Raw genomic sequence first — 22,811 nt, forward strand, 5'->3', positions numbered from 1 at the left:
GGCAACGTTTGCGCTGTTGCGCGCCGAGTCGAACGTGCCGCTGGCAAGGCGCGGCGACGAAGGAAGTGCCGGCGGCCTTGCCGTGCGCACTCTCGAGGAAGCCGGAACGACGCCGGCGGTGCGTCCGACCCCCGAACAGGGCAACGTTGGCGGGCGCGGCACTCGTGACGAGATGTGCCAGGGAGCCCAGCCGATGGGCGGGGCGACCCAATCTCGTGACTAGCGGACGACCCAGGAGTTGATGCCGATCGAGCCGGAGCGGTTGACCTGCACGACGGTCTCGGAGACGGCCTCGTAGTCGCCGTCGTACTCGCTGCGGATCTTGATCCGCTTCTGCGCGATCGGGTTGTCGAACTCGACGTCGATGCTGGCCGGCAGGACGCCGGTGTCGACGCGGAACTGCGCTGCGACGACGCCGCCCACCAGCGACAACGACTTCGAGGTCGGATCGACCGTGTCGAGGTGGATGTGTCCCTGCGGGACGGCGATGTAGCCGGCGATCGAGATGTCGACCGTGTCGGACCCGACCGTCGAGAAGTCGAGGATCGGTTCGGGCACGCGTGGCCCCGGGTAGATCGGCACCTCGATCGGCTGCGGCGACGTGCCGAGGGTGAACACGACCGGGTCGGGTTCGATGTTCGGGGGCACCGGCAGTGCGTTGTCGGTGAGATCGAAGTCGATCTGGGCGGGCGCACCCGGGTACTCCGAGCCACCCCACTCGACCACGGCCTCGACCGTGACGTCGTAGCTGGCACCATCGGTCAGCCCGTCGGAGGTCTGCAGGATGCAGCTCGTCTCGTCCCACCAGCCGTCGCAGTAGAGGACGGCACTCGTGACCGTGTCGACCGCCGTGACGTGGTAGTGCGTGATCGCGCTCCCGCCGGTGTCGACCGGCGGGTCCCAGACGATCTCGAGGCCGTCCGAGTAGGCCGCACCCACAGCGACGTTCTGCGGTTCGGTCGGGAGGCCGATCTCTTCCTCCTGCTTGTGGGGCGCGTTCCCCCTGAGGTCGACGCGAACCTCGGCCGACGGGTCCGACGGGTCGGACCAGCCGTAGTCGTTCTTGGCCTCGACGGTGACGGAGGTGCGCTGCGTGGAGCTCATGTGCGGGATGCCGAAGATCGTGCAGGAGGGCTGCAGGATCGTCTCGGGGAGCAGCGGGATCGTGGCCGAGCACGTGTTGCCGCTGAACGACTCGGTCGCCACGTACTCGGTGATGATCGAGCCGTTCTCGTCCGGGACGTCCCAGGTGACCGTCAGCATGCCGTCGGCGACGGAGTCGTTCGGATACACGTACTGCAGCTGCCAGTCCTCGATCTGCACGTTCGTCGGGGCGTCGGGCGCCTCGGGCTTGGACGTGTGGATCGACGGTTCGTAGTCGGACTGCGCCGCCAACGGGTCGCCGTCGGTGCCGACGGTCGACGCCGGCACCTTGATCACGCCGTCGACGTCGAGGTCGTCACCGAGCGTCTCGAGCGGCTGCAGGGGTTCGTGGGTCCCGTTGACCGACACGATCGACACGCTCGAGGAGGCGGCGACGCTGGTCTCGCCGGTCGCCACGTAGCGCTGATTGATGGCGAAGCGGATGTCGCCGGAGCCGGAGTCGTCGACGATGATCCGGGCGTTGCCGCCGAGCACCATCGTGCCGCCGAGGCCGCTCATGTTGAGCGGGTCGGGCACCGAGTTGGCGAGGGCGATCGCCTCGAAGTCGTCGGTGCAACCGGCTTCGAGCCCGTTGCCGACGACGACGTCGGCGCCGTTCTCGAGCGTGATCGGCTCGGTGAAGTAGTAGACGCCGGACGTGAAGTACGTCGGTCCATCGATCGTGATCGGGGTGTCGAACGTCCCCGGGAAGAAGATCCGGCAGGTCGGATCGAAGCTGAGCTGGGTGTCGCGGTTGCCGGCCGAGCTGGTGGCCTGCACCGGGAGCTGCGGCAGCCACACCTTGTCCTCCGTCGAGTCGATCGTCCAGTCGACGTCGGGGTTCGGGTCGAGCCAGGCGTCGTAGTCGCCCGGGACGGCCGTGTTGTTCGGGCTCGGATACTCGTTGCCCGAGACGAACGCCGGCGGCAGTGCCGTGTCGGCCTGGACGCCCGCCACGTGATACGGCACGTCCTCGGGCTTGCGCAGACGTTCGTCGGCCAACACCTGGCAGGTGATCGTGACGTCCTCGATCGAGCTGAGGATCGGCGTGACGCCGCAGTCGTCGTACAGCCCTGCCGAGTCGGTGAGCGCCACCCAGGTGCCGCCGCGCGACAGCTGGACCGAGCGAGACTTGTCGACCTGGACCGAGCCGGCCCTCAGCACCGTGGTGGTGTAGACGATCGTCGGCACGATGACCAGCGAACCGAGCACCATCAGCACCAGGACCAGGACCATGATGGATCCCTGGTCGCGGTCGCGACGCCCGCTCATGGCTGGCTCACCTCGAGCACGCACGACACCGCCTCATTGGCCTTGACGTCCACGGTGAAGCCTTCCCACGTCGAATCGGTGATCTCGATCTTCGTCGTCATCTTCGGGTCGGACCCGGCCCGGCACGTCCAGCCCTGGAAGGTGTAGCCGTCGAGGGTCTGGAGCTCCTGCGGCACGATGTCGGCACTGAAGTAGGTCGCACCGCCCGAGATCTCGAAGTCGAACGTGCCGGTGCGGAACAGCGCCGACGTCGTCACCCGACGTGGCTCGGTCGACACGACGTTGGGCGTCGGCACCGCATCGTCGCGGTACTCGGTGTTCTCGAACACGAACTCGTCGGTGGTGACGTTCATGCCGTCGTTCGGACCACCCTTGTACTTCGTCTGGAGTGTCAGCGTGCCGCCGCAGTCCTTGAGCGCTGCGGCCTTCATCGCTGCGGCGAACGCCGTCTGGCTGAAGCCGCTCTGGAGGTAGTAGTCGGCCGTCTCGGGGTTCGTGTAGGCGTAGTTCGGGTCGTTGGGCGACAGACCGTTGTCGGTCGCCGGCACGTGACCCGCCGGGCCGTTCGCCAGGAGGTAGGCGATGACGTCCTTGCCCTTCTTGTTGGTCGCGCTCGACGGGTAGGCGTAGCGGTCGGTGTAGGCCGCCGGGTTGTAGATCCAGTTGCCGTTCTGCTCGAGGTCGCCGCCGACGCCCACGAAGATCAAGTCGGTGCCGCGATGCTCATCGAGGATCACGTCGGCCCGGTCGAACGACTCCTGGTGGAGCGTGTTGCCGGTGAAGGCGGGGAAGTTGACGTAGGGGCCGTCGTTGTAGTGGACGAGGTCGCCCTCGATGAAGTCGTAGCCGGTGTACACGGTGGTGCGGTTCACCGTCGGCACGCCGTCGGTGAAGAACACGACACGGTTCGGGAGCGTGTCGGCGTTCGTGCCGTCACTCTTCTTGAAGGTGTGGAAGAACGCCTCCTCCCAGTTGGTGCCACCGTCGGCGTCGAGCGCGCTCAGCGACGCCTTCAGCGCGTCGACCTCGGTGTCGTTGGTCATGTCGGCGTAGCGGTGCCAGCCGGTCGGGTCGTCGGTGATCGGGCCGATCGCCTTGGCGTTCGACGAGAACTGGATGACCTGGATCCGGGTCGGGGTGCCACGGAAGGCTTCGATGAACGCCTCGGCGCCGGGCCGCACGACGTTGTCGACGTTGGTCTGACCGATCGAGCCCGAGTCGTCGATGATCAGCGTGACCGGACCACCGCAGCGGGACTTCGCACGGACGAACGACGGCACGTTGAACTGGTCGGCGTCGATCTCCTCGGTGATCGAGCCGCCGGCGGTGAGGCTGACGGTGTTGACACCGCCGCCGGCGCCCTCGCTGCCGCCGCCACCGTCGATGGTGACGACCACACGGCGGGCGTTGTCGGAGAGGTCGAGCTGGGTCGGGTTCTCGGGGACGGCCACGTCCATGACCCACACCGGCTTGTCGAAGTCGGGGTTGAACGTCGCCTCGTCGGCGGGCGCCTTGAGGTCGTGGAGCATCACGTTCATGGTGCACGGCTGGTTGCCGACGCACTCGATGCGCTGGATCTGCCACTCGTCGTCGACCTTGATGTACTGGTACTGCACGCGGGTGATGACCTCGACCGGCGGGGTGCCCGGCTCCTTGTTCGTCCAGGCGAGCTGCAGGGCGTTGGCGCCGCTGAAGTCGATCGTGCCGCAGGTCGTGGTGCACGGCATGGCCGCCGGGTCGGTGTCGACCGCGGGCAGCGTGACGTTGGTGACGTCGGTCGAGGCCAGGTCGGTGGGCAGCCAGGTGTCGATGGTCTGCTCGGCTCGTGCCACGTTGACGCGGCCCTCGGTCGAGTCGGCCTGGCGCAACGTGACGATGATCGACGTCGCGAGCACCGAGGCGATGATGCCCATCACCGACATCGCGATGAGCAACTCGGGGAGGGTCATGCCGCTGTCGCGGACACCACGGGAGGGGGGATTATTCTGCATCGCTCTTAATCACCAACATGGTTCGGGTGATCTCGCCATCGGGGGTGGTGGCAGTGATCACGAGTCGTTGTACGTCAAAGGGTTGAACGTCGTCCGGGCATGGCTGGTCCTCCCAGTCGGTGGCTGGGTTCCCAGTCGTGACGTCCTTCAGTCGTTCGACGGAGGCGGTCGTGGTCGATGCCGGCCAGCCGTTGGCCAGTGCTGCGGCATCGACGTAGTCCTCGTACTCGCAGAGCTGCGGGGCGCGCTCGATGCGGTCGGCGGCGTTGACCAGCACGGTCTCGAGCTGCGCCGAGTTGTAGACGACGGAGGAGGACACGATCAGTGTGCGAATCCCAGCCATCAGGCCCACGACCACGAGCCCGGTGAGGACGATCGTGATCACGGCTTCGACCACACTGAAGCCCGCGTCGGCACCGTGTCGGTGTCGCGACGACGCGAGGTCACTTGTCTCCATGAATCCCGCCTCCGGAGTCAGCAAGTGAGCGTGCGGTCGCTCGTGATGGGATTGACAGTGTGCGGTCGCGCGGCTCGAGAAGCCAGTCAAAGATCGATCAAGAATCACGTTCGGTCGCTGGGTGGTGCCTGTCATCTGTGGTCTCGTGTCGCCGGACACGGCGGGGATTCGCCGTGCTCGCACTGATATCGGCGTCATGCAGGCGGAACTTGAAGACAAGGCCGCAGGTCATGGGTGAGGCGTCGCCCGGCCCCGCTGGTACGCGAAACGGACCGCCCCGAAGGGCGGCCCGTTCGTCGAGTCTTCAGTTGTGGAGTGGGCTCAGTGGCCGTCGTCGTCCTTGTCGCCGGGGATGATGTCCTCGACCTTGTCGGACACCTTGTCGTAGGTCTCCTTCACCGCGTCGGGCACCTTGTCGCCGGCCTTCTCGACGAGGTCGTCGACCTTGTCCTTGACGTCGCCGGCGGTGTCCTTCAGCTTGTCCATGGCGCCACCGCCGCCCTCGCCGGCGTCGGCTGCCTGGTCCTTGGCACCGCCGAACATGCCCTTGATCCTGTCCATCAAACCGGCCATCGTGTGGCCCTCCCTCGTGTAGTCGTTGAGATCGCAGCCACGGCACCCCGGGCTTCGAACCGCCACAGTGTAGTGCGAGCGCGACGGGAGCGACCATGATCACGCTGGGAGGATGGGCCCTGCGGTGACGGGCCGGGGACCGGGTCAGGACTCGGGCAGCACCGCCCGCGCTGCGTCCTGACCGTGCGCCTCCAGGTCGTAGCCGACCTGGCAGAAGCCGTGGTTGCAGTAGCCACCCGGGTGCTTGTGGAGGTAGCCCTGGTGGTAGTCCTCGGCGTAGTAGAAGACGCCGTCCCCCGCGTGTTCGGCGGCGGCGATCTGGGTGCTGATCGTGCCGTAACCGGCTGCGGTGAGCGCCGCCTGGTACCGATCGCGTGAGGCATCGGCCGCCGCGAGTTGTGCGGGCGTCGTGGCGAAGATCGCCGAGCGGTACTGCGTGCCGACGTCGTTGCCCTGGCGGTTCGGGGTGGTCGGATCGTGGTTCTCCCAGAACGCCTTGAGGAGCACGTCGACCGACACCTTCGCCGGGTCGAACACCACCATCGCGGTCTCGGTGTGACCCGTCTGCGCCGTGCAGGTCTCTTCGTAGGTGGGGTTGGTCGTCCAACCGCCCATGTAGCCGACGGCAGTCGTGTGCACACCCGGGATCTGCCAGAAGATCCGCTCGGCACCCCAGAAGCATCCCATCGCGAGGTAGATCGTCTCGGTGCCGTCGGGGAACGGCGGCGTGATCGAGGTGCCGAGCACCACGTGCTCGTCGGCGACGGCGACCGCAGTGTCACGCCCGGGCAACGCGTCGGCAGCCTCGATCATCTCGGTCTTCTTCCGGAACAGCATCTCCTCAGGCTACGCCCCAGGCCGGCGCCGGTCGCCTCGGGCGGGCTGCTCGCCCGGGTCGGTGCGACCACCTCACCGGACGTTGCGGCAGTCGACACGACATCGGAGGTCGTCGTGGCTGCCACGAAGCCGATCTCGTGATCCTGTGGCAGTCGACACGACGTCGGATGTCGCGTGGCTGCCACAGAACCTCGTGACTGCCACGAACTTCGGAGGGCGCCTCTGGGGCAGCGTTCGCGACCTGGGACGTCGTGTCGACTGCCACGAAGTGGGGCGGGGCGGCGGCGCGACCGGCCGAGGCTGCGTCAGGGCAGGAGAAGACGTTCGATGCGGCGCGCCGTCAGCGACACACCGATGAGCGCCATCGCCACCAACACCGTGAGGTGGCCGGCGAACGCCCACGACCACTCACCGATGTTCAGCGATCGGCACATCGCGACGCCGTGGTAGAGCGGGCTGATCTGGGCGAGCCACGCCCAGTCGCCGTAGCTCGACAGCGGGTAGAACGTCGCCGAGAACAGGAACATCGGCAACATGATCGAGGGCACGTACTCGAAGTCGGCCCACGACCGCATGTAGGTGGTCGCCGCCATGCCGACCGAGCTGAACGCGAACGAGATGAGCGCCGCCACGGGCAGCATGCCGAGCGCCCACATCGAGCTGGTCATCCCGAGCGCCCACATCGTCAGCAGGAAGGCGGCCGAGTAGAGCGCGCCGCGGAGCGTCGCGTAGAGGATCTCGCCGAGCGCGACGTCCCCTGACGTCAGCGGCGTCGCGAGCGCGGCGTCGTACACCTTGTCGTACTTCATCTTGAAGAACACGTTCATCGTCGACTCGTACAGCGCCCCGTTCATGGCCGACGCGGCCAGCAGCGCCGGCGCGACGAACTCGGCGTACGGGACCAGGCGCCCGCCGTCCTCGACGTCGCCGACCAGCGCGCCGAACCCGATCCGGATCGACATCAGGTAGAAGAGCGGCTCGAAGAAGCCGGTCACCAGGATGTGCCAGCCGCCGGCCCGGTTGACGATCCACTGCCGCTCGAGCAGCCGCTGGGGCCGCCGCGCCTGCACCACCTGCGGTGGCACGATGCGCAGCGGCAGCTCGGCCAACAGGCTCACAGGTGCAGCCTCCGCCCGAACGAGCGGCGCGCCAGGATCCACCCGATCGCCGCCAGCGAGACGAGGAACGCGACGTGGACCAGGGCCGAACCCCACTCGAGCCGATCGTGCACGGCGCCGCGGCACAGCTCGACGCCGTGCCAGAGCGGCGTGACCTTGGCGATCGGCTCCATCCAATCGGGCAGCTGCTCGATCGGGTAGAACGCACCGCCGAACAGGAACAGCGGCATGATGACGAACCGGAGGATCGTCGGGAACGAGTAGTCGACCTCGCGACTCGCCGACCACGCCGTCGCCGGCGCGGCGAAGGCCACGCCGGTCAGCGCGCCGAAGACGACGGCCAGCAGGAGCCCGAACGATCGGGTGCCCTCGAACAGCACCAGCACCGCAGCCACGCCGGCGACCGAGATCACCGCCTTGGTCGCGTGCCACAGGGCAACGCCCGCGGCGACCTGCCCGGGGCTGAGCGGCGATGCCGCCTGGGCGTGGAAACCGCGCATCCACTTGAAGCCACCCATCACGGGCCAGAGCGCCTCGTTCGTGCACACCATCATCGCCGTGGTCGCCAGCAACCCGGGTGCGAGGAACTCGAAGTAGGTCAGCCCGTCGAGCAGGCGGTCGGCATCATCGCCGCGATCGACCAGCGCGCCGACGCCGAGGCCCATGCCGAGCAGGTACAGGAGTGGCTGCACGAAGGCACCGAGCAGGTTCGACTTCCAGATCGTCCGGTACAGCGTGAAGTGGCTCTCCCACGCCCGCACGGCGGCGATGGTCACCTCGACCTCCTGCGGTCGCTGCGCTCCCTCCACGCTGCCGAAGACACCCGGGCGCCTCCGGCGCACCCGCTCATGTCCGACCCTCCACCGACGAACCGCGATGGGCGAGCATCGAAGCGCAGCAGCGACGACGAGCACGACAGGAGGAAGCGAGCGGCTTCACCGTGAGCTGGAACCCGTTCATGTCAGTCGACCAGCGTGCGGCCCGTCAGGCGGAGGAAGACGTCCTCGAGGGAGCTGCGGCGCACCAGCGCAGAGACCGGCACGCTGCCACGCCGATGCACCTCGCCGAGCGCCGCCTCGCCGTCGTGGGCGTAGATCAACACACGGTCGGGCAGGACCTCTTGGCGGTCTCCGATGCCGGCCACCTCGTCGGCGCGTTCTTCGTTGGTACCCGCCGCGTAGCGCAGTTCGAGCACCTCGCGGGTCGAGTGGGTCTCGATCAGCTCGCGCGGCGAACCGTGCGCGACGATGCGGCCCTGATCCATCACGACGAGCCGGTCGCACAGCTGCTCGGCCTCGTCCATGTAGTGGGTCGTCAGCACGAGCGTCACGCCGCGCTGCTTGAGTCGGTAGAGGCGGTCCCACAGCACGTGCCTCGCCTGGGGGTCGAGGCCGGTGGTCGGTTCGTCGAGCAACATCAGCTCGGGCTCGTTGATGAGCGATCGCGCGATGGTCACCCGCCGCTTCATGCCACCGGAGAGCGGCTCGATCTTGCTGCCCGCGCGTTCGGTCAGCTGCACGAACTCGAGCAGCTCGGCCGCACGACGCTTGCACTCGGCCCGCGGGATGTCGAAGTAGCGGCCGTAGAGGATCAGGTTGTCGATCACCGTCAGCTGCTCGTCGAGCTGATCGAGCTGGGGCACGACACCCATCCGGGCCCGGATCTGCTTGCCGTCGGTCGCCGGGTCGAGGCCGAAGATGTTGAGCTCGCCGTCGGTGACCGGTGACACGCAGCCGATCATCCGCATCGTCGACGACTTGCCGGCGCCGTTCGGGCCGAGAAAGCCGAACGACTCCCCCCGGTGGACCTCGACGTCGATGCCGTCGACGGCGACGAAGTCGCCGAAGCGCTTCACGAGCGAGCGCGCCGAGATCAACGGGAGGTCCGTGCCCGTCGCCGCGGTCTGCACGGCGACCTCCGGCAACGCCGAATCGCGTCCGTCCTCGTCGGTCCTCGTGCGGGGGGTCACCCGCACCACGGTACGGGTTCAAGCCGACGTGAAGTCAAGGGGTTACCGCCGTCACGGAACGCCAGACTGGAGCGGTGAGTGAGGCGGTGGGACGGATCGCGCGGATCGAGCGATGGTCGGCGGACCACGCTGTCGCATTCGCCGAGGTCATCGATGCACACGACTCGTCGTGGGGCAGCCAGTGGTTCGAGCTCGCCGGTGGGCGTGCGGTGTTGTCCGGTCCCGGGCTCTTCGTCAACCGGGTGATCGCGGCCGGCATCGACCGACCGGTGAGCGCCGCCGACCTCGACGAGTTGGAGCGACGATGCGCCACGATCGGCGTGCCGGCCTGCGTCGAGGTGACCCCGGCGACGACCGAGCAGACGCGGGAGCTGCTGCGCCGCCGCGGCTACCGCCCGGAACGAAGGGTTGCGGCCTTGCGAGTGGAACCGGAAGCCTTCGACGGCGCGGGCGAGGACGAACGGCGACCGGACGACGGCTCGATCGTCATCGAGCGAGCCGACCAGGGTCAGCTGGCTGTCTGGCAGGAGCTCGCCGCAGCCGGGTGGGGTCACGACGAGCCGGCGGACCGCAGGGCATCGGACGCGTACGCCCGCGCCGCATCGATCATCGACGGCGCTGGATTCGTCCTCGCCCGATCGGCCGACGACGGGCGGCCGCTGGGTTGCGCCAGCGCGACGATCCGAGGCCGCGTCGCGACGCTGGGTGGGATGTCGACCATCCCGTCGGAGCGGCGGCGCGGCGTGCAGTCGGCGTTGATCCGGCACCGGCTCGGGCTGGTCCACGCCGCAGGTTGCGACCTCGTGACGTCCAGCACCCGGCCGGGCAGCGCATCGGAGCGGAACCTCCTGCGTCACGGTTTCGTCCGGTCGCATGTCACCGTCGAGATGGTCCGGCACACCGGCTGATCAGGGCGCAAGGGCGATGGCTCGGAGCGACGGTTCCATCGGCGCCGATATGGTCGCCGACGTGGACATCCGCGAGTACCGGCCCGGCGATCTGCCCGCGATCCATGTGATCAACGAGGCGGAGACACCGGCGGTCGGTGCGGTCAGCCGGGCCGCGCTCGGTGAGCTGGCAGCGATGTCGACGTTCGCGCTCGTCGCCGAGGTCGCGGGCGAGGTCGCTGGATTCGGGCTGGTGCTCGAACCCGGCCTCGACTACGGCTCGAGCAACTACGCCTGGTTCGGCGAGCGCTACGAGCACTTCGTGTACCTGGACCGCGTCGCCTTCGCGCCGCAGCACCAGCGCCGCGGCTTCGGCCGAGCGTTGTACGCCGCCGTCGAGCGGCGCACCCGGACCGAACGGCCCGCGGCGACCCACTTCACGCTCGAGGTCAACGTGCGACCGCGCAACGACCCGTCGCTGTCGTTCCATGCGAAGCTCGGATTCGTCGAGCTCGAACAGCGCGAGACGCCCTACGGCGCGCGGGTGTCGATGATGGCCAAGGTGCTCTGAGTCGGCCGTCGGCACCGTCTCGCCGCCAGGGACTCAGATCGTCGGGAACACGAACAGACCGAACGTGCCGGGCCCGGTGTGCGCACCGACGCTCGGACCGACGCGGTAGTGGACGACGTCGTCGACGTTCGCCGCCGCTGCGAGAGCCGCGCCGAGCATCTCGGTGAGCCTGCGGCTCGGCTCGTCGGCCGTCCCGATGGCCGCGGTGACTCGTTCGCCCCAGCCCGCCACGTAGCCGGCCATGACGTCGACGGTGTCCTCCACGGTGGAGACGCGCTCGAGCACCTCGAGACTGCCGTCGCACATCGCGAGCACCGGGATGCCGTCGCCGTCGAGCTCGACATCGGCCGCCCGACCGCCCCGCTCGGTCAGGTGCGGCACGCCGACCATGAACGCGGTGCCGATCCTGGGCATCAGGTCGGCGATGCGCCGACGGACGTCGTCCGGGCGCCCACCGGACGCCAGCACGGCCCCGGCCGCCCACACGCACACCGAGACGCCGTAGCTGGCGCTGCCGGTGTCGACGACGTGGACAGGTGCCGACACGGCCTCGGCTGCGAGCGTCGCGCTGCCGATCGTGCCCGACATCGCCTCGGCGATGTGGATCGAGACGATCTCGTCGCACCCGCGCTCGATCAGGCGCTGGTATGCGTCGATGAACGCTCCGGGTGGCGGCTGGCTCGTCGACACCTCGGGGCGCACGCCCTCGGAGAAGTGCTCGTAGAAGCCGTCGGCGTCGAGATCGACGCCCTCGGCGTAGTCGATGCCGTCGATCGTCACGGTCATCGGCACCACCTCGACGCCGTACCGCTCGACGAGGTCGCGCGTGATCTGGCTGTTGGAGTCGGTGACCACACCGATCGTCGGGGTCATCACCTGAGATCGTGACAGATCATCCGACCGGCGGCGCCGCGCCCGCCGGGACGACCGGCCCGGCCGCGATGAACCGCTGCGCGATCACTGCACTGCTGACGGCCGCAGCGAGCGGCAACGACGCCGTCGGGCGCGGCCCCCACAGGTTGGGCCACCCGCGCCGCCACCAGACGAGGCCGCCGGCGACCCAGCACACCGACGAGACCGCCGTCGCCGCGAACGCACGCTGCTTCCAACGCGGGACGGCCGCCGTCGCGACCGCGACCACGGCATCGATCGGGAAGTAGGCGGGAAACGTGGCGAGGCACTGGCCGACGCTGGTCGCAACACCCTTCCCCCCACGGAAGCCGGTCCAGACGGGATAGCAGTGCCCGACCACCGCAGACGTGCCGGCGACATGGGCGCCGAGCGGCCCCGCCGCGGCGCGACCGAGTAGGCACGCCACGGTTCCCTTGCCGACGTCGCCGGCCAAGACCTCGGCGCCGGCCCGTGCGCCGAGCACGTTCGCCGCGTTGGCACTGCCCGGGTTGCCGCTCCCGCTCGCCCGCAGGTCGACCGCACCACCCGACACCCGGCGCGCCACGATGTCGGCGGTCGGCACCGTGCCCAGCAGGTAACCGAGTCCTGCGGCCCAGACGGCGCGGCGGATGCTCACGTGGCCGACCGTACCGGGTCGGGGCGACGTCCCGCGACTGCCCGGAAGCCGTCGACGACCAGGCGAGCGGGTGATCTCGGAGCCGCTCGACGGGTCGGACAACCCGTGGTGGAAGCGTCGGGCCGTGCTGCTAGGTTGTCGACCGCTCTCAACGAGATGAGGCTCTTGCCCCCATCGTCTAGTGGCCTAGGACACCACCCTTTCAAGGTGGCGGCACGGGTTCGAATCCCGTTGGGGGTGCAACACATATCTCCAGGTCCCGTGGTGAAGTCTGGAGTTCACGCCGGCCTGTCAAGCCGGAGGTCGCGGGTTCAAGTCCCGTCGGGACCGCTCGGAGGCCGCCGCAAGGCGGCCTTCGCCACAGAACGGCTCGTCACACCAGCGAGCCGGCACGGTCGAGTAGCTCAGTTGGCAGAGCACGCGCCTGAAAAGCGCGGGGTCACCGGATCGACGCCGGTCTCGACCACCAGCCGACAGACGCCCGTGCTCACCGTGGCCGGAGCCGTCGTGCTCGTCCCGTGGACGTCCACCACCCGACGTGACCCGACCCATGTCACCGGTCGGATTCTGTGGCAGCCACAACGACATCAGGACGTCGTCTCGACTGACGCAGAACTCGGATCCACCGTTCGAGGCAGGAACCGCGACGGCATCGGTCGTCTCGACTGCCGCAGAGTTTCGACTGCGCAGAGTTCGACTGCCGCAGAATGGAACGGGTGGAGCACCCCGGTGGCGCGGCGGGCCCTGGACGGGCGACCTTCGCAGCCGGCGGGATCAGTCGAGCGCAGGGTCGGGCACCCGGACACTGACCCTGACGCCGCCGCTGGCATACAGCTCGCCGACACCGTCGAGCCAGTCGTTGACGTCGTCGCGGCGGCGTGACTCGTCGAGCCACTCGATGTAGTTGTGCTCGTCGTGGCCGTAGCCCTCGAAGCCGCCCCAGAAGTTCGCCTCGACGTGACCGGCGTGATCGGGCGACTCGTTGTCGTGGAGCAGATCCTCGGCGCGGTACACGGCATCGAACCGGTTGTTGAGCACGAGGGTGTTCGTGCCGGCCGGCACCTCGTCGAAACGCCAGTCGGTCTCGGCGCCGGCGGCGACGACGTGGGTGACGTTGAGGTGGAACGGTGCGGTGGCGTCACCGTGCGCAGCGTTGAACGAGGCCTCGGCCGCGAGGTCCATCGCCGTGTAGGCGCCGAAGCTGTGACCGACGATCATCACGTCGGCACCGGCCGGCACACCGGCCGCCTCCATCGCGTCGATCACGGTGGTCGAGTACTCGTTGACCGTCGTGTCGTCGCGCAGCGCGGCCTCGAACGCGTAGCGCATCTTGCGGACCGTGTCCTCGTCGTTGTCGGCCCACGCGTCGTAGGTGTCACGTGCGCCGTCGGGCACGCCGGTCAGGCCGTCCTCGCGGACCCGCTCGATGAACTGGTCGAAGCCTTCGGACAGGTCGGTCACGCCGGGGAGCACGACCACGTAGCGGCCGTTGTCGAGCGCACGGATCTCGACCTCGTCGCGACCGATGCGCTCGCCGTCCGCGAACCCCTCCATCGCGGCGAGCACCGCATCACGCCCGTCGCTCGGGGAACCGAACAGCTCGGGCCGCAGGCCGTCGACGGGCGCCGCGATCGGTGTCGAGTCCGGCGGCGCGTCGGACCCACCGAACACGTCGGCAAGGACGTCGGTGAAGCCGCCGACCACGTCGTCGACCACCTCGTCGAGCGCATCGCCGATGCCGGCCAGCACGCCGGTCACCGCATCGACGACACCATCGACGACGCCATCGACGGCCCCGTCGACGACGCGTTCGTCCGTCTCGCCGGTCGAGCGGGCGGGCGGGCCGGCCGCTGCGGGGGCACCGGCGAGCACAGCCGTCGCCGAGCTCGCCCCGCGCTGCTCGGCTGCATGCTCCTGCAGTCGCGCCCCGAGCTGGTCGAGGAACACGCTGACGCGACCCAGCGCCGGCGCCGACGTCGCACGCCAGTCGGCGCGAGCCAGCTCTGCGTCGGGGCCGGACCATCCGGCGGACATGAACGCGGCATCGAGCTCGGCACGACGGTGCGCCAGCGTCTCGGCGGATGCCGAGAAGCGGTGAGCCGCGTCGCTGAGTGCGTCGGCGTCCGCTCCGTACATCGATCGTGCTCCTTCGAGTGGGTTGACGCTGCCAACGTACGGACGCCCCCGATCCCGCACCATGGGGAGCACTCCCCGCGGGGCCGAGCGTGGAGCACCGCTCACCGCGCTGCGTCAACCGCACCGCCGACCGCCGTTCGGCCCAGCGCACACAGCGTCAGCTCGCGCCCGTCGGCGCCGATCCACCGCGACGACCGAGCGGACCGACACCCGTCAGAATGCCGCGTCGGCGACGTCGCCCACCACCCGGCCCGCAGCATCAGCTCGCGCCCGTCGGCGCCGACTCACCACGACGACCGAGCGGACCGACACCCGTCAGAACGCCGCGTCGGCGACGTCGCCCACCACCCGGCGACCAGGCACGAACGCGTAGCACCGGTACGCGCGGTCGCCGTCGCCCCAAGCTGCTGCCGTCGGGATCGTGACGGCGAGCTCGAGCCGGCTCGCCGCGGCCTCGATCCCGACGAACGAGGCGAACTCGTCGGCGCACGCCGAACGGGCCGAGTCGAGCACGATGTCGCGATCGAAGTCGGCCTCGGCCACCTCACCGATACCGACGCGCTGCAGGTCGTGCGGTTCTGCGCAGTCGACCGGCGCGAGCTCGAGATCGGCCTGGACGAGGCACTCCCCGAGCGCACCCGGCGGCCACTCGAGCTCCATGACGTCGACGAGCTCGGCAGGTCGCTCGACCAGCTCGATCGACGTGTCGCCGGCTGGCGGCGCCGTGCTGATCGTCGCCGCCGTGCTGATCGTCGGCTCCGTCGTCGGTGCCGTTGTCGTCGGTGGCGCCGTTGTCGTCGTCGGTGCGGTCGTCGCCGGCGAGCTCGTCGCCGGGGCGGTCGGGGCCGCGATCGGTCCGTCGTCATCGCCGCTGGGCCACAACACGAAGCCGGCGACGGCAGCGGCGACGACCAGGCCTCCCACCACGATCCAGGGGCGGCGGCTCGTGGTACGGCGCCTGGTCGGCCGCGCCGGCGGTGCGGGTCGCGACGCGGTCGCGTCGTCGGGGTCCGCGGGCCAGGGCCGCTGCACCGTCGGATCCTCGGCCGGCACGGCCGCCGCAGCGCCCGCCAGAGGTCGGTCGCCGGCGGTCGATGCTCGCTCGGACGCGCCATCGGCCGACCCGGCCCGACCTGCCGTCGTTCGCTCGTCGGTCGGCACATCCCCGTCGGCGGACCCCTCGCCGCCGAGGCCGCCCGCCGAGTCGGGAGGGTCGAAGGCCAGCGCCCGCTGGCGCTCGTCGACCGACCAACCGAGCCGCTCGAGCTCGTCGAGCAGCGCGGCGGCCGTGGGCCGGGCGGCGGCGTCGGGTTGCAGGCACCCGGCGATCACGGCATCGAGTGCCGCCTGGTCGGCGTCGTCCGAGGGAGGCGGCTCCCACGGCGCGAGGCGCTCTTTCAGCGTCGGTGGCGCGCCGCGGGCGAGGTGCAGCAGCGTGGCGCCGAGCGAGTACACGTCGGATGGCGGGCCGACCTCGATCTCGTCGTCGAGGTCCTCGGGACTCGCGTATCGCAACGAGAGCGCGCTCGTGCGGGCCCGGAAGTCGTCGGTCCGCGTGAGGGCGGCGATCCCGAAGTCGCACAGCTTGACCTGGCCGTACGCATCGATCAGGAGGTTCTGCGGCTTGATGTCGCGGTGCACGATGCCCTGTTCGTGAGCGGCGACCAGCGCCGCCGCGGTGTGCCGTCCGACCAGCACCGTCTCGGCCACCGAGAGGGTGCCGTCACGGCGGCGCACGAGATCGGCGATCGATCCGCCCGGTGCGTACTCCATGACGAGCGCCGGGCCCTGCTCGAGCTCGAGCAGCTCGAGCAGCTGGATGACGTTGGCGTGTCCGGCGAGGGCCACGAGCGCCGTGAGCTCGCGCCGCGTGCGGTGCCATGCGACCGACTCGTCGGAGACGTCGCGCAGCACCTTGATCGCCACCGTCCCGCCCGTCGACCTGCGGGTCGCGCGGTAGACGTCACCCAGACCGCCGTGTCCGATCTGCACGATGTCGGCATAGCCGGCGATCTCGATCATTCGGGCAATGCCACCTGCACCTTGCGCACCCGCCCACCTTGCACCATCAAGCCGCGGCCGGCCGGGAACTCGGCCCGCGTCGTCCGCGGGAACGGCGTCTTGAGGAGGGCCTCGCCGTCGATCTGATCGGGTTGCAGCACGATGCCGCTGCGGTTGACCTTGATGGCCTGGAGCAGCGGCCACGATCCGGTGAGGCTGCCGGTCTCACCCTCCGCGATCACGAACGCTCCGGCGTCGCGGCACGCCCGGATGAGGTCCTGGAGCGGCAGGTCGGCGCCGGTGTTGAGCAGCTCGCCGATCGCCTCGACGACGACCACCACCCGCTCACCGGAGACCGACGCGAGCCGCTCGGTGAGCCGCTCGGCGAGCTGCGCGATGTCGAGCTCGCCGGTGGCCAACGCAGCCCAGGTCACGATGTTCGTGAGGGGCGAACGACGTTGGCCGAGCAGGACGAACTCGGTCTCGGGTCGCGCCGTCGCGATGCTCGTGATCAGCGTCGCGACCGCCGTGCTGGTGCCGCTCTGCGGCGCGCCGGCGACGAGGAAGGACGGGGTCGACTCGACGCCGATCGCCCCGAGTGTCTCGTCCCACACCCCGAACGTCGGTGCACCGTCGACGGTCGGTGGCAACACCGAGAGCGCCACTCGTTCGGGCAACGACTCGATGGGCGGCGCCGCCACGACACCCGCCTTCCGCATCGACGCCGCGAGGCGATCGATCGCGGCGGCCTGTTCGGCGACGTCGCGTTCACCACCGATCACGGCGACCTGCGTTTCCCGGCCGTCGACGAAGCCACGACCGGCAGGTGTCTGCGGTCCGAACGCGTCGGCCGGCGCGTCGACCAGCGCGTAGTCCATCTCGTTCGCGAGCCGGAGCACGAGCTGCTGCTGGACGGCCGACGCCAACGCCGAGGAGATCGCCGTCGGCCGATCTGCCGACAGGACGAAGTGGACGCCCACCCCGCGGCCGTCGGCCGCGAGCGTCTGGAACATGTCCCACCACCGGCTGAGCATGCCGCCCTCGTACTCGGAACGGAACGTCCCGACGCCGTCGACCAGCACGATGACGCGTGGCTCGTCGGTCGCACCGGTGCGGCGCCGGTACTCGTCGATCGTCGCGGCGTTCGACCGCGCGTACCGGATCGCTCGCTCGTCGACGGTCTCCTTCAGGTGGCGCAGCAGACGTTGCAGGCGTTCGGCGTCGTCGCCGGCGATGACGCTGCCGACGTGCGGGAGCGTCTCGAGCATCTGCAATCCCCGCGATCCGAAGTCGAGGCCGTACACCCAGCACGGACCGCCGCGCGCCGGTGCGAACCCGGCGGCGACGGCGATCGAGCGCAGGAACGTGCTCTTGCCGCTGCCGCCGGTGCCGAACACCGCCAGGTTTCCGGCAGCGTCGGGGTGCAGGCCGACCTCGGGCTGGGCCTGGCTGTCGGGGTCGTCGACGACGCCGAAGACGAGACGGGTGTCGGTGCGCTCGGTCGGCAGCGCCTCGAGGCGGTACGACTCGGCCAGCTCGGGCAGCCAGGGACGCCGCGGCGCAGCGAGGTCGAGCGAGTCGGCCGCGTCGTTGATGTTGGCGACGATCCGCCTGATGTCGGTCGGGCCGAGCTGCGTCGCCGGAGGCTGCTCGGGTTCGGGGAGCTCCCACGGTTCGCTCGGACCCATCCGCAGCGGGACGATCGCGATCGGGTTGGCGGCGACATTGCCCGCGCTGTGACCGCCGACGTAGGCGGACTGGAACGGGGTGACCCGGCCCGGCCCGCTCTTGACGATCGCCCGGCCGGGGATCGCCGGATCGAACAAGGCGGCCTGATCGGTCCCGATGACGTCGACCGAGTCCTCCTCGTCGGCCATCCGCAACGCGATCCGCAGGTTGGTGTTCGCCCGCAGGTTGTCCTTGATGACGCCGGCAGGGCGCTGCGTCGCCAGGATCAGGTGGAGGCCGAGCGAGCGGCCGCGTTGGGCGACGTTGACCACGCCGTCGACGAACTCGGGTACCTCGTTGACGAGCGCCGCGAACTCGTCGACCACGATGACCAGGCTCGGTGGGCAGTCGGGGTCGTCGCGACGTTCGAGCTCGAGCAGGTCCTTCGCCCGCTTGCGATGGAGCAGCTCCTCACGGTGCCGGAGCTCGGCGTCGAGCGACGTCAACGCCCGCCGCACGAGGTGCGGGCTGAGATCGGTGACCAGGCCGACGCAGTGAGGGAGCCGGACGCAGTCGGCGAAGGCCGCGCCGCCCTTGTAGTCGACGAGCAGGAACGTGACCCGTGAGGGGCTGTTGTTGGCGGCCATGCCGAGCAACCAGCTCTGGAGGAACTCCGACTTGCCCGAGCCGGTGGTGCCGCCGACGAGCGCGTGTGGCCCGTGCTCGCGCAGGTCGAGGTGCAGCGGACCGTCCGCGGTCTGACCGACGATCGCCCGCAGGCCGTGGTCGTGCCGCCGCGGCGGGGCGCCGGGCACGGCGATCGAGCGGCTCTCACGCCACGGGTCGGTGACCGCGTCGACGGCGGTGGCGAGCTCGTGACCGGTGATGTCGACGAGCGCGACCGACCGCGGGAGCTCGGACTCGACATCGACGGTCGCACCGGCGTCGACCATCGGGCTCAGCGAGCGGGCCAATCGGTCGATCGCCGCGTGACCGGCGGGTTCGGGCCGGAGGTCGACCACCGCCTCGCCCCCCTGTACGAAGCCGGCGCGGCCGGCTCCGGTGTTGGCGTCGACCTCGACGAAGGTCCGGCAGGCGGCGGGCAGCTGCTCGACGCTCGGCGCCGACCACACGAGATGGACGCCGACGGCCGGTCCGCGCTCGGCGATCTGGACGAGGCGGGCGCGGTCGACCGGAGCATCGTCGTGGACGAACGCGATCACGGTCGGGATGGTCGGGGTGTCGTCGCTCTGGCGGCGGCCGGAGCGCTCGTCGATCAGGGCCTCGAGATCGGCGACGACCCTGACGCCGTCGGCGGCGTTGGTGGCGAGGCGGGCAGGCGCCGTGTGCGGCAGCCACTTGATCCAGTCCCAACCGTCGGCCGGACCGATCGCCGCGAGCGCCAGCTCGGCCGGCGAGTGGAGTCCGACGAACTGGGCGAGCAGCCCCCGCACGATCGGGGCGGCCGCATGGTCGGGCCCGCCGACGCCGACGTTGCCGCATCGGGCGACATCGGCGACGATCGGCACGCCCGACAGGTGGGAGAAGCGGGCGACGGTCTCGTTCAGCTCTCGCCAGAGGTGCGGCAGCGTCTTGTTGGTGGTGGGCATCTCGACGGTGTTCCGCGAGGGTTGGGTGCCGAGGCCGAGCCTGATCTGCCCGAACGACGCGTGTTCGGGCCGGCGGGTCCAGACCAGCGGTGCCCGCACCTCGACGGCATCGAGCACCGAGATGACGCTCGGGTGCTCGCGTCGCCGGGCCGTCCGTTCGAGCTGCTGGGCGTACTCGAGTTGTGCGGCGAGGTCGGCGAGCGAGGCGCGGAACTGCGCCGTCTCGTGCTCGAGCTGCTTGCGGTTCGCGACCCGGTTCTCGAACCAGCCGCCGATCATCATGATCGGGCTGAGCGCGACGAACAGGATCGACAGCGTGCTCCGCGTGACCGCGTAGATCATGCCGGCCATCATCAGCGGCGCCAGGAGCGACACGATCGGGAAGCGCTGCCGACTCGGCGGTTGCGGCGGCTCGGGCGCCACGAGCTCGACACCGGCGTGTCGGGGGTCGAGCCTCGGCGAGCGGTTGAACGCGATCTGGTTGTGTTCGGTCGGCGCGCCGTTGGCGTGTGTCGTGACCGACACGGTGGTGTCGCCGAGCGTGATCCGGTCGCCGGTACGGAGCACGGCGCGGTCGATCGTGCGACCACTCATGACGAGCCCGTTGGCCGACGACTCGTCGACGATCTCGACCGAGTCGGCGACGAGCACCCTCGCGTGGCGCTTGCTGACCAAGGGATCGCCGAGTCGGACATCGGCGTGCCGGCCACGACCGATCGACGTGGTACCCGCCGCCAGCGGGAAGCTCGCTGGTGCGTCGGGCCCCTCGTGGACCACGAGGGTCGCCGCCGGCTCGGCCTCGGGCGCGGTCAGCCGGGCGGTCGTCGGTGCCACCGACACACCGGACCGCAGACCGGATGCGGCGATCGTGACGTCGGGTGCGACGACTCGGCGGAGGTGGGATCCGGGTTCGACGACGAGGCCGAGCGCGCAGCCGGGCGGCCACCCGGTGCCGGGCAACCCGCAGCGGATGCGGTCGGCCAGCTCACCGACCGTCGCGTGCGGGTCGACGTCGACCGCGACGTCGTCGGTGTGGCCGTCGACGACGAGGCGCAGCTTGAGGTGCACGAGACCCCCGTCAGCCGCGCCGGTCGACGTCGTCGATCGAGTCGTCGATCGAGTCGTCGGCCTCGCTGCCGGCGGCCGGCGTGTCGATGAGTGCGAGGTCGTCGCGGGTGATCAGCCGGACCGCGAGGGCGTACTCGACGAGCCGGGCGCGGCGGTTGGACGCCAGTCTCCCGGGCTCGCCGTGCAGCCCCCTCACGCCCTGCGCGGCCAGCTTCTGGCAGACGTTGTCGAGCTTGCGGTTGAACTTCGTCGACGTCCAGCCCAGCCGCTGCGCGGCGTCGTTGGACGACGGCAACGACGTGCCGGCACGGCCACCGCCGCGCAGCGCCGGCTCGGCCAGGGCCAGGATCAGCCGCATCTGGTCGGGCGTCATGACGACGCGGCCGATGGTGGTGTCGCCGCTCTCGTTCTCGTCGATCTGGCTGGTCATGAACGACGGGTCCGCCAGCCTGATCGTGAGCTCGTAGGTCGTCGGCCCGGCGGTGAAGCGGACGAGCGTCTCGTGGAACACGAGGGGCAGCACGGCGCCCGGAGCGAGGAACGCCTCGAGCCGGCCGTCGAGATCGGAGACCGTCGCGGTGAGCTGACCCCCGACGTTGGCGAGCAGCCAGATGCCCTGTTGTGACGACAGCGAGAGGAACTGGCGATGCAGGAACCGGTTGTCGTCCTCGATCACGAGGTCGGCGTCGCGGCCGATCGTGAACGGTTCGTGGCGGACGGGCGTCTGCTCGCCGCAGAACTCGACGACCGGCCCCGTCGCGCCGTGTGCCGCGGTGGTCGGAGCGGTGCCGCCGGTCATGGTCTCCCATCCTTCCAGGACGGCGCTCACGCGACTTCCTCCACGACGAACGAGACGTCGCCGCCGAGCTCGACGGTGGCGCCCGGGACGAGGCTGACGGGCTCGCCCGGCTCGATCCGCTGCGGGGCCCGCCCCGGCAGCGTGACGTGGGTGCCGTTCGCCGAGCCCAGGTCGTGGATGAACGCCTGCCAGTGGTCGAGGCGAACCGCCGCGTGCCGTCGCGAGACCGCCGCGCCGGCCACCTTGACGAGGCGAGCCTCGGGGTCGGGTGGCGCGTCTCCTGACTGGGGGTTGCGGCCCAGCACGAGCGGGCGGTCGACCACGACCCGATCGCCGGTCGAGAAGATCAGCACCCCGAGCGGGTCGCGACGGTCGGCGCCTGCCGGCTCGTCGCGCACCGCCGCATCCTCGACCGCACGAACGATCGTGTGACCGAACATCGCGTCGAACGGGTCGCCGGCATCGTCCCCGGTGTCGTCGCCCGCGTCGGCCGGGACGCCGGGCCGCACCGCGCCACGTGGACTCGACACCGGGTCGGCCGGCGCCTCGTCGAGCGACCGCGGCCGCAGGTCGACCCGAATCGACTCGGCGGGCACCGTGCCCTCGGTCACGGTGAAGTCGTGCGTCGTGCGGGCGGCGCCCGGCACGGCCACCTCGAGCGAGCGAGCGCCGTCGAGGCGGACCTCGGTGGTGACCCCGGCCGGCACGTCGACCGGTTCACCGTCGAGCACGACCTCGAGCGGGCCGCGGACGTTGAGCATCGCGCCGCCGTGGTCGACGGTCAGGGCGGCGATCGCGCCGGGATGCTGCTCGACGAGTCGGGACACGTCGTGCGTCGAGACCGGACCGCTGGGTGCGTCGGCGAGCACGACGTGGCCGGGCCCGGCGACGGCCACGCCCTGCCCTGGCGAGAACCGGATCGGGCTCATGCGACCGCTCCCCCGACGTCGACGACGAGCGCCGACGCGTTGTCGGGAGCGGCGCCGTCGAGCACGAGATCGAGCAGGCGGCGCGCGGCGTCGACCGGCGCTGGCAGGCCTGCGAGCACCCGTCCGATGGTCTGCGGGGTGAGCTCGCCCCACAACCCGTCGGAGCACAGGAGCAGTCGCGCCCGCCCCGCGACCAGCACGATGTCGGGCTGCACCGGCCCGTCGGCGCCGAGCGCGCGGGTGACGACGTGGCG

Annotated in this window: 19 protein-coding genes and 3 tRNA genes; 6 read left to right on the top strand and 16 right to left on the bottom strand. The window is 70.3% G+C overall.

Going from position 1 to position 22,811, the window contains the following annotated elements; translation table 11 throughout:
* Window positions 1–223 (top strand): hypothetical protein (locus tag QNJ12_RS15735; RefSeq protein ID WP_300623970.1); only part of this gene is annotated, 223 nt, incomplete at its 5' end.
* Here the strand turns inward: QNJ12_RS15735 and QNJ12_RS15740 are convergent.
* The 8 genes from QNJ12_RS15740 to QNJ12_RS15775 all read right to left on the bottom strand — a co-directional run bounded on the left by QNJ12_RS15740 (window position 220) and on the right by QNJ12_RS15775 (window position 9,300).
* Window positions 220–2,415 (bottom strand): fibronectin type III domain-containing protein, encoded by a 2,196-nt coding sequence (locus QNJ12_RS15740; RefSeq protein WP_300623972.1) that lies wholly within the window; start codon window positions 2,413–2,415, stop codon window positions 220–222. The two genes, QNJ12_RS15735 and QNJ12_RS15740, sit on opposite strands and share 4 nt — an antisense overlap.
* Window positions 2,412–4,406 (bottom strand): VWA domain-containing protein, encoded by a 1,995-nt coding sequence (locus QNJ12_RS15745; RefSeq protein WP_300623974.1) that lies wholly within the window; start codon window positions 4,404–4,406, stop codon window positions 2,412–2,414. Before QNJ12_RS15745 ends, QNJ12_RS15740 begins: the two co-directional genes overlap by 4 nt.
* A complete protein-coding gene (locus QNJ12_RS15750) occupies window positions 4,396–4,791 on the bottom strand; it encodes a hypothetical protein (protein WP_300623975.1) in 396 nt (131 codons plus the stop codon). Before QNJ12_RS15750 ends, QNJ12_RS15745 begins: the two co-directional genes overlap by 11 nt.
* A 393-nt stretch (window positions 4,792–5,184) precedes the next feature.
* On the bottom strand, window positions 5,185–5,424 hold the full coding sequence (locus QNJ12_RS15755) for a YtxH domain-containing protein (protein WP_300623976.1): 240 nt from the start codon (window positions 5,422–5,424) through the stop codon (window positions 5,185–5,187).
* Between the two features lie 156 nt (window positions 5,425–5,580).
* Entirely contained in the window at window positions 5,581–6,273 is a 693-nt protein-coding gene (msrA, locus tag QNJ12_RS15760) for a peptide-methionine (S)-S-oxide reductase MsrA (RefSeq protein ID WP_300623978.1), read from the bottom strand.
* A 305-nt stretch (window positions 6,274–6,578) separates the two neighbouring features.
* Window positions 6,579–7,391 (bottom strand): ABC transporter permease, encoded by an 813-nt coding sequence (locus tag QNJ12_RS15765; RefSeq protein WP_300623980.1) that lies wholly within the window; start codon window positions 7,389–7,391, stop codon window positions 6,579–6,581.
* Window positions 7,388–8,167, bottom strand: coding sequence for an ABC transporter permease (locus QNJ12_RS15770; protein WP_300623982.1), 780 nt, complete (start codon window positions 8,165–8,167; stop codon window positions 7,388–7,390). The genes QNJ12_RS15765 and QNJ12_RS15770 overlap by 4 nt, the downstream gene beginning before the upstream one ends.
* Before the next feature lie 185 nt (window positions 8,168–8,352).
* Complete coding sequence (locus QNJ12_RS15775; RefSeq protein WP_367281800.1) at window positions 8,353–9,300, bottom strand: ABC transporter ATP-binding protein; 948 nt, start codon at window positions 9,298–9,300, stop codon at window positions 8,353–8,355.
* Window positions 9,301–9,434: 134 nt separating this feature from the next.
* Between QNJ12_RS15775 and QNJ12_RS15780 the strand changes: the two genes are divergently transcribed.
* Window positions 9,435–10,268, top strand: a complete 834-nt coding sequence (locus QNJ12_RS15780) for a GNAT family N-acetyltransferase (RefSeq protein WP_300623985.1) — start codon at window positions 9,435–9,437, stop codon at window positions 10,266–10,268.
* A gap of 61 nt (window positions 10,269–10,329) precedes the next feature.
* Complete coding sequence (locus QNJ12_RS15785) at window positions 10,330–10,818, top strand: GNAT family N-acetyltransferase (RefSeq protein ID WP_300623987.1); 489 nt, start codon at window positions 10,330–10,332, stop codon at window positions 10,816–10,818.
* Between the two features lie 33 nt (window positions 10,819–10,851).
* On the opposite strand, the gene QNJ12_RS15790 is transcribed toward QNJ12_RS15785, so the two are convergent.
* On the bottom strand, window positions 10,852–11,691 hold the full coding sequence (locus tag QNJ12_RS15790; protein WP_300623989.1) for a DegV family protein: 840 nt from the start codon (window positions 11,689–11,691) through the stop codon (window positions 10,852–10,854).
* Between the two features lie 19 nt (window positions 11,692–11,710).
* On the bottom strand, window positions 11,711–12,346 hold the full coding sequence (locus QNJ12_RS15795; protein ID WP_300623991.1) for a glycerol-3-phosphate acyltransferase: 636 nt from the start codon (window positions 12,344–12,346) through the stop codon (window positions 11,711–11,713).
* Between the two features lie 167 nt (window positions 12,347–12,513).
* Between QNJ12_RS15795 and QNJ12_RS15800 the strand changes: the two genes are divergently transcribed.
* The 3 genes from QNJ12_RS15800 (at window position 12,514) to QNJ12_RS15810 (ending at window position 12,815) form a co-directional block, all read left to right on the top strand.
* Window positions 12,514–12,586 (top strand) — tRNA-Glu (locus QNJ12_RS15800).
* Between the two features lie 15 nt (window positions 12,587–12,601).
* A tRNA-Asp gene (locus tag QNJ12_RS15805) sits at window positions 12,602–12,676 on the top strand.
* 63 nt (window positions 12,677–12,739) lie between these two features.
* Window positions 12,740–12,815, top strand: a tRNA-Phe gene (locus QNJ12_RS15810).
* Window positions 12,816–13,120: 305 nt separating this feature from the next.
* Here the strand turns inward: QNJ12_RS15810 and QNJ12_RS15815 are convergent.
* The 6 genes from QNJ12_RS15815 to QNJ12_RS15840 all read right to left on the bottom strand — a co-directional run.
* Window positions 13,121–14,482: a hypothetical protein gene (locus tag QNJ12_RS15815; protein WP_300623993.1), complete on the bottom strand. Its 1,362-nt coding sequence runs from the start codon at window positions 14,480–14,482 to the stop codon at window positions 13,121–13,123.
* Between the two features lie 315 nt (window positions 14,483–14,797).
* Window positions 14,798–16,504 carry a serine/threonine-protein kinase gene (locus QNJ12_RS15820; protein WP_300623995.1) on the bottom strand — a complete coding sequence of 569 codons (1,707 nt, stop codon included), beginning with the start codon at window positions 16,502–16,504 and terminating at the stop codon, window positions 14,798–14,800.
* A complete protein-coding gene (locus QNJ12_RS15825; RefSeq protein WP_300623997.1) occupies window positions 16,501–20,829 on the bottom strand; it encodes an FtsK/SpoIIIE domain-containing protein in 4,329 nt (1,442 codons plus the stop codon). The genes QNJ12_RS15820 and QNJ12_RS15825 overlap by 4 nt, the downstream gene beginning before the upstream one ends.
* Before the next feature lie 10 nt (window positions 20,830–20,839).
* Window positions 20,840–21,658: a hypothetical protein gene (locus tag QNJ12_RS15830; RefSeq protein ID WP_300623999.1), complete on the bottom strand. Its 819-nt coding sequence runs from the start codon at window positions 21,656–21,658 to the stop codon at window positions 20,840–20,842.
* Window positions 21,655–22,557 (bottom strand): FHA domain-containing protein, encoded by a 903-nt coding sequence (locus tag QNJ12_RS15835; RefSeq protein ID WP_300624001.1) that lies wholly within the window; start codon window positions 22,555–22,557, stop codon window positions 21,655–21,657. Before QNJ12_RS15835 ends, QNJ12_RS15830 begins: the two co-directional genes overlap by 4 nt.
* On the bottom strand, window positions 22,554–22,811 hold a 258-nt coding region (locus tag QNJ12_RS15840; RefSeq protein WP_300624003.1), incomplete at its 5' end, for a hypothetical protein. The genes QNJ12_RS15835 and QNJ12_RS15840, both read right to left, overlap by 4 nt.

This window comes from Ilumatobacter sp., from assembly GCF_030065885.1.
Taxonomy (GTDB): domain Bacteria; phylum Actinomycetota; class Acidimicrobiia; order Acidimicrobiales; family Ilumatobacteraceae; genus Ilumatobacter.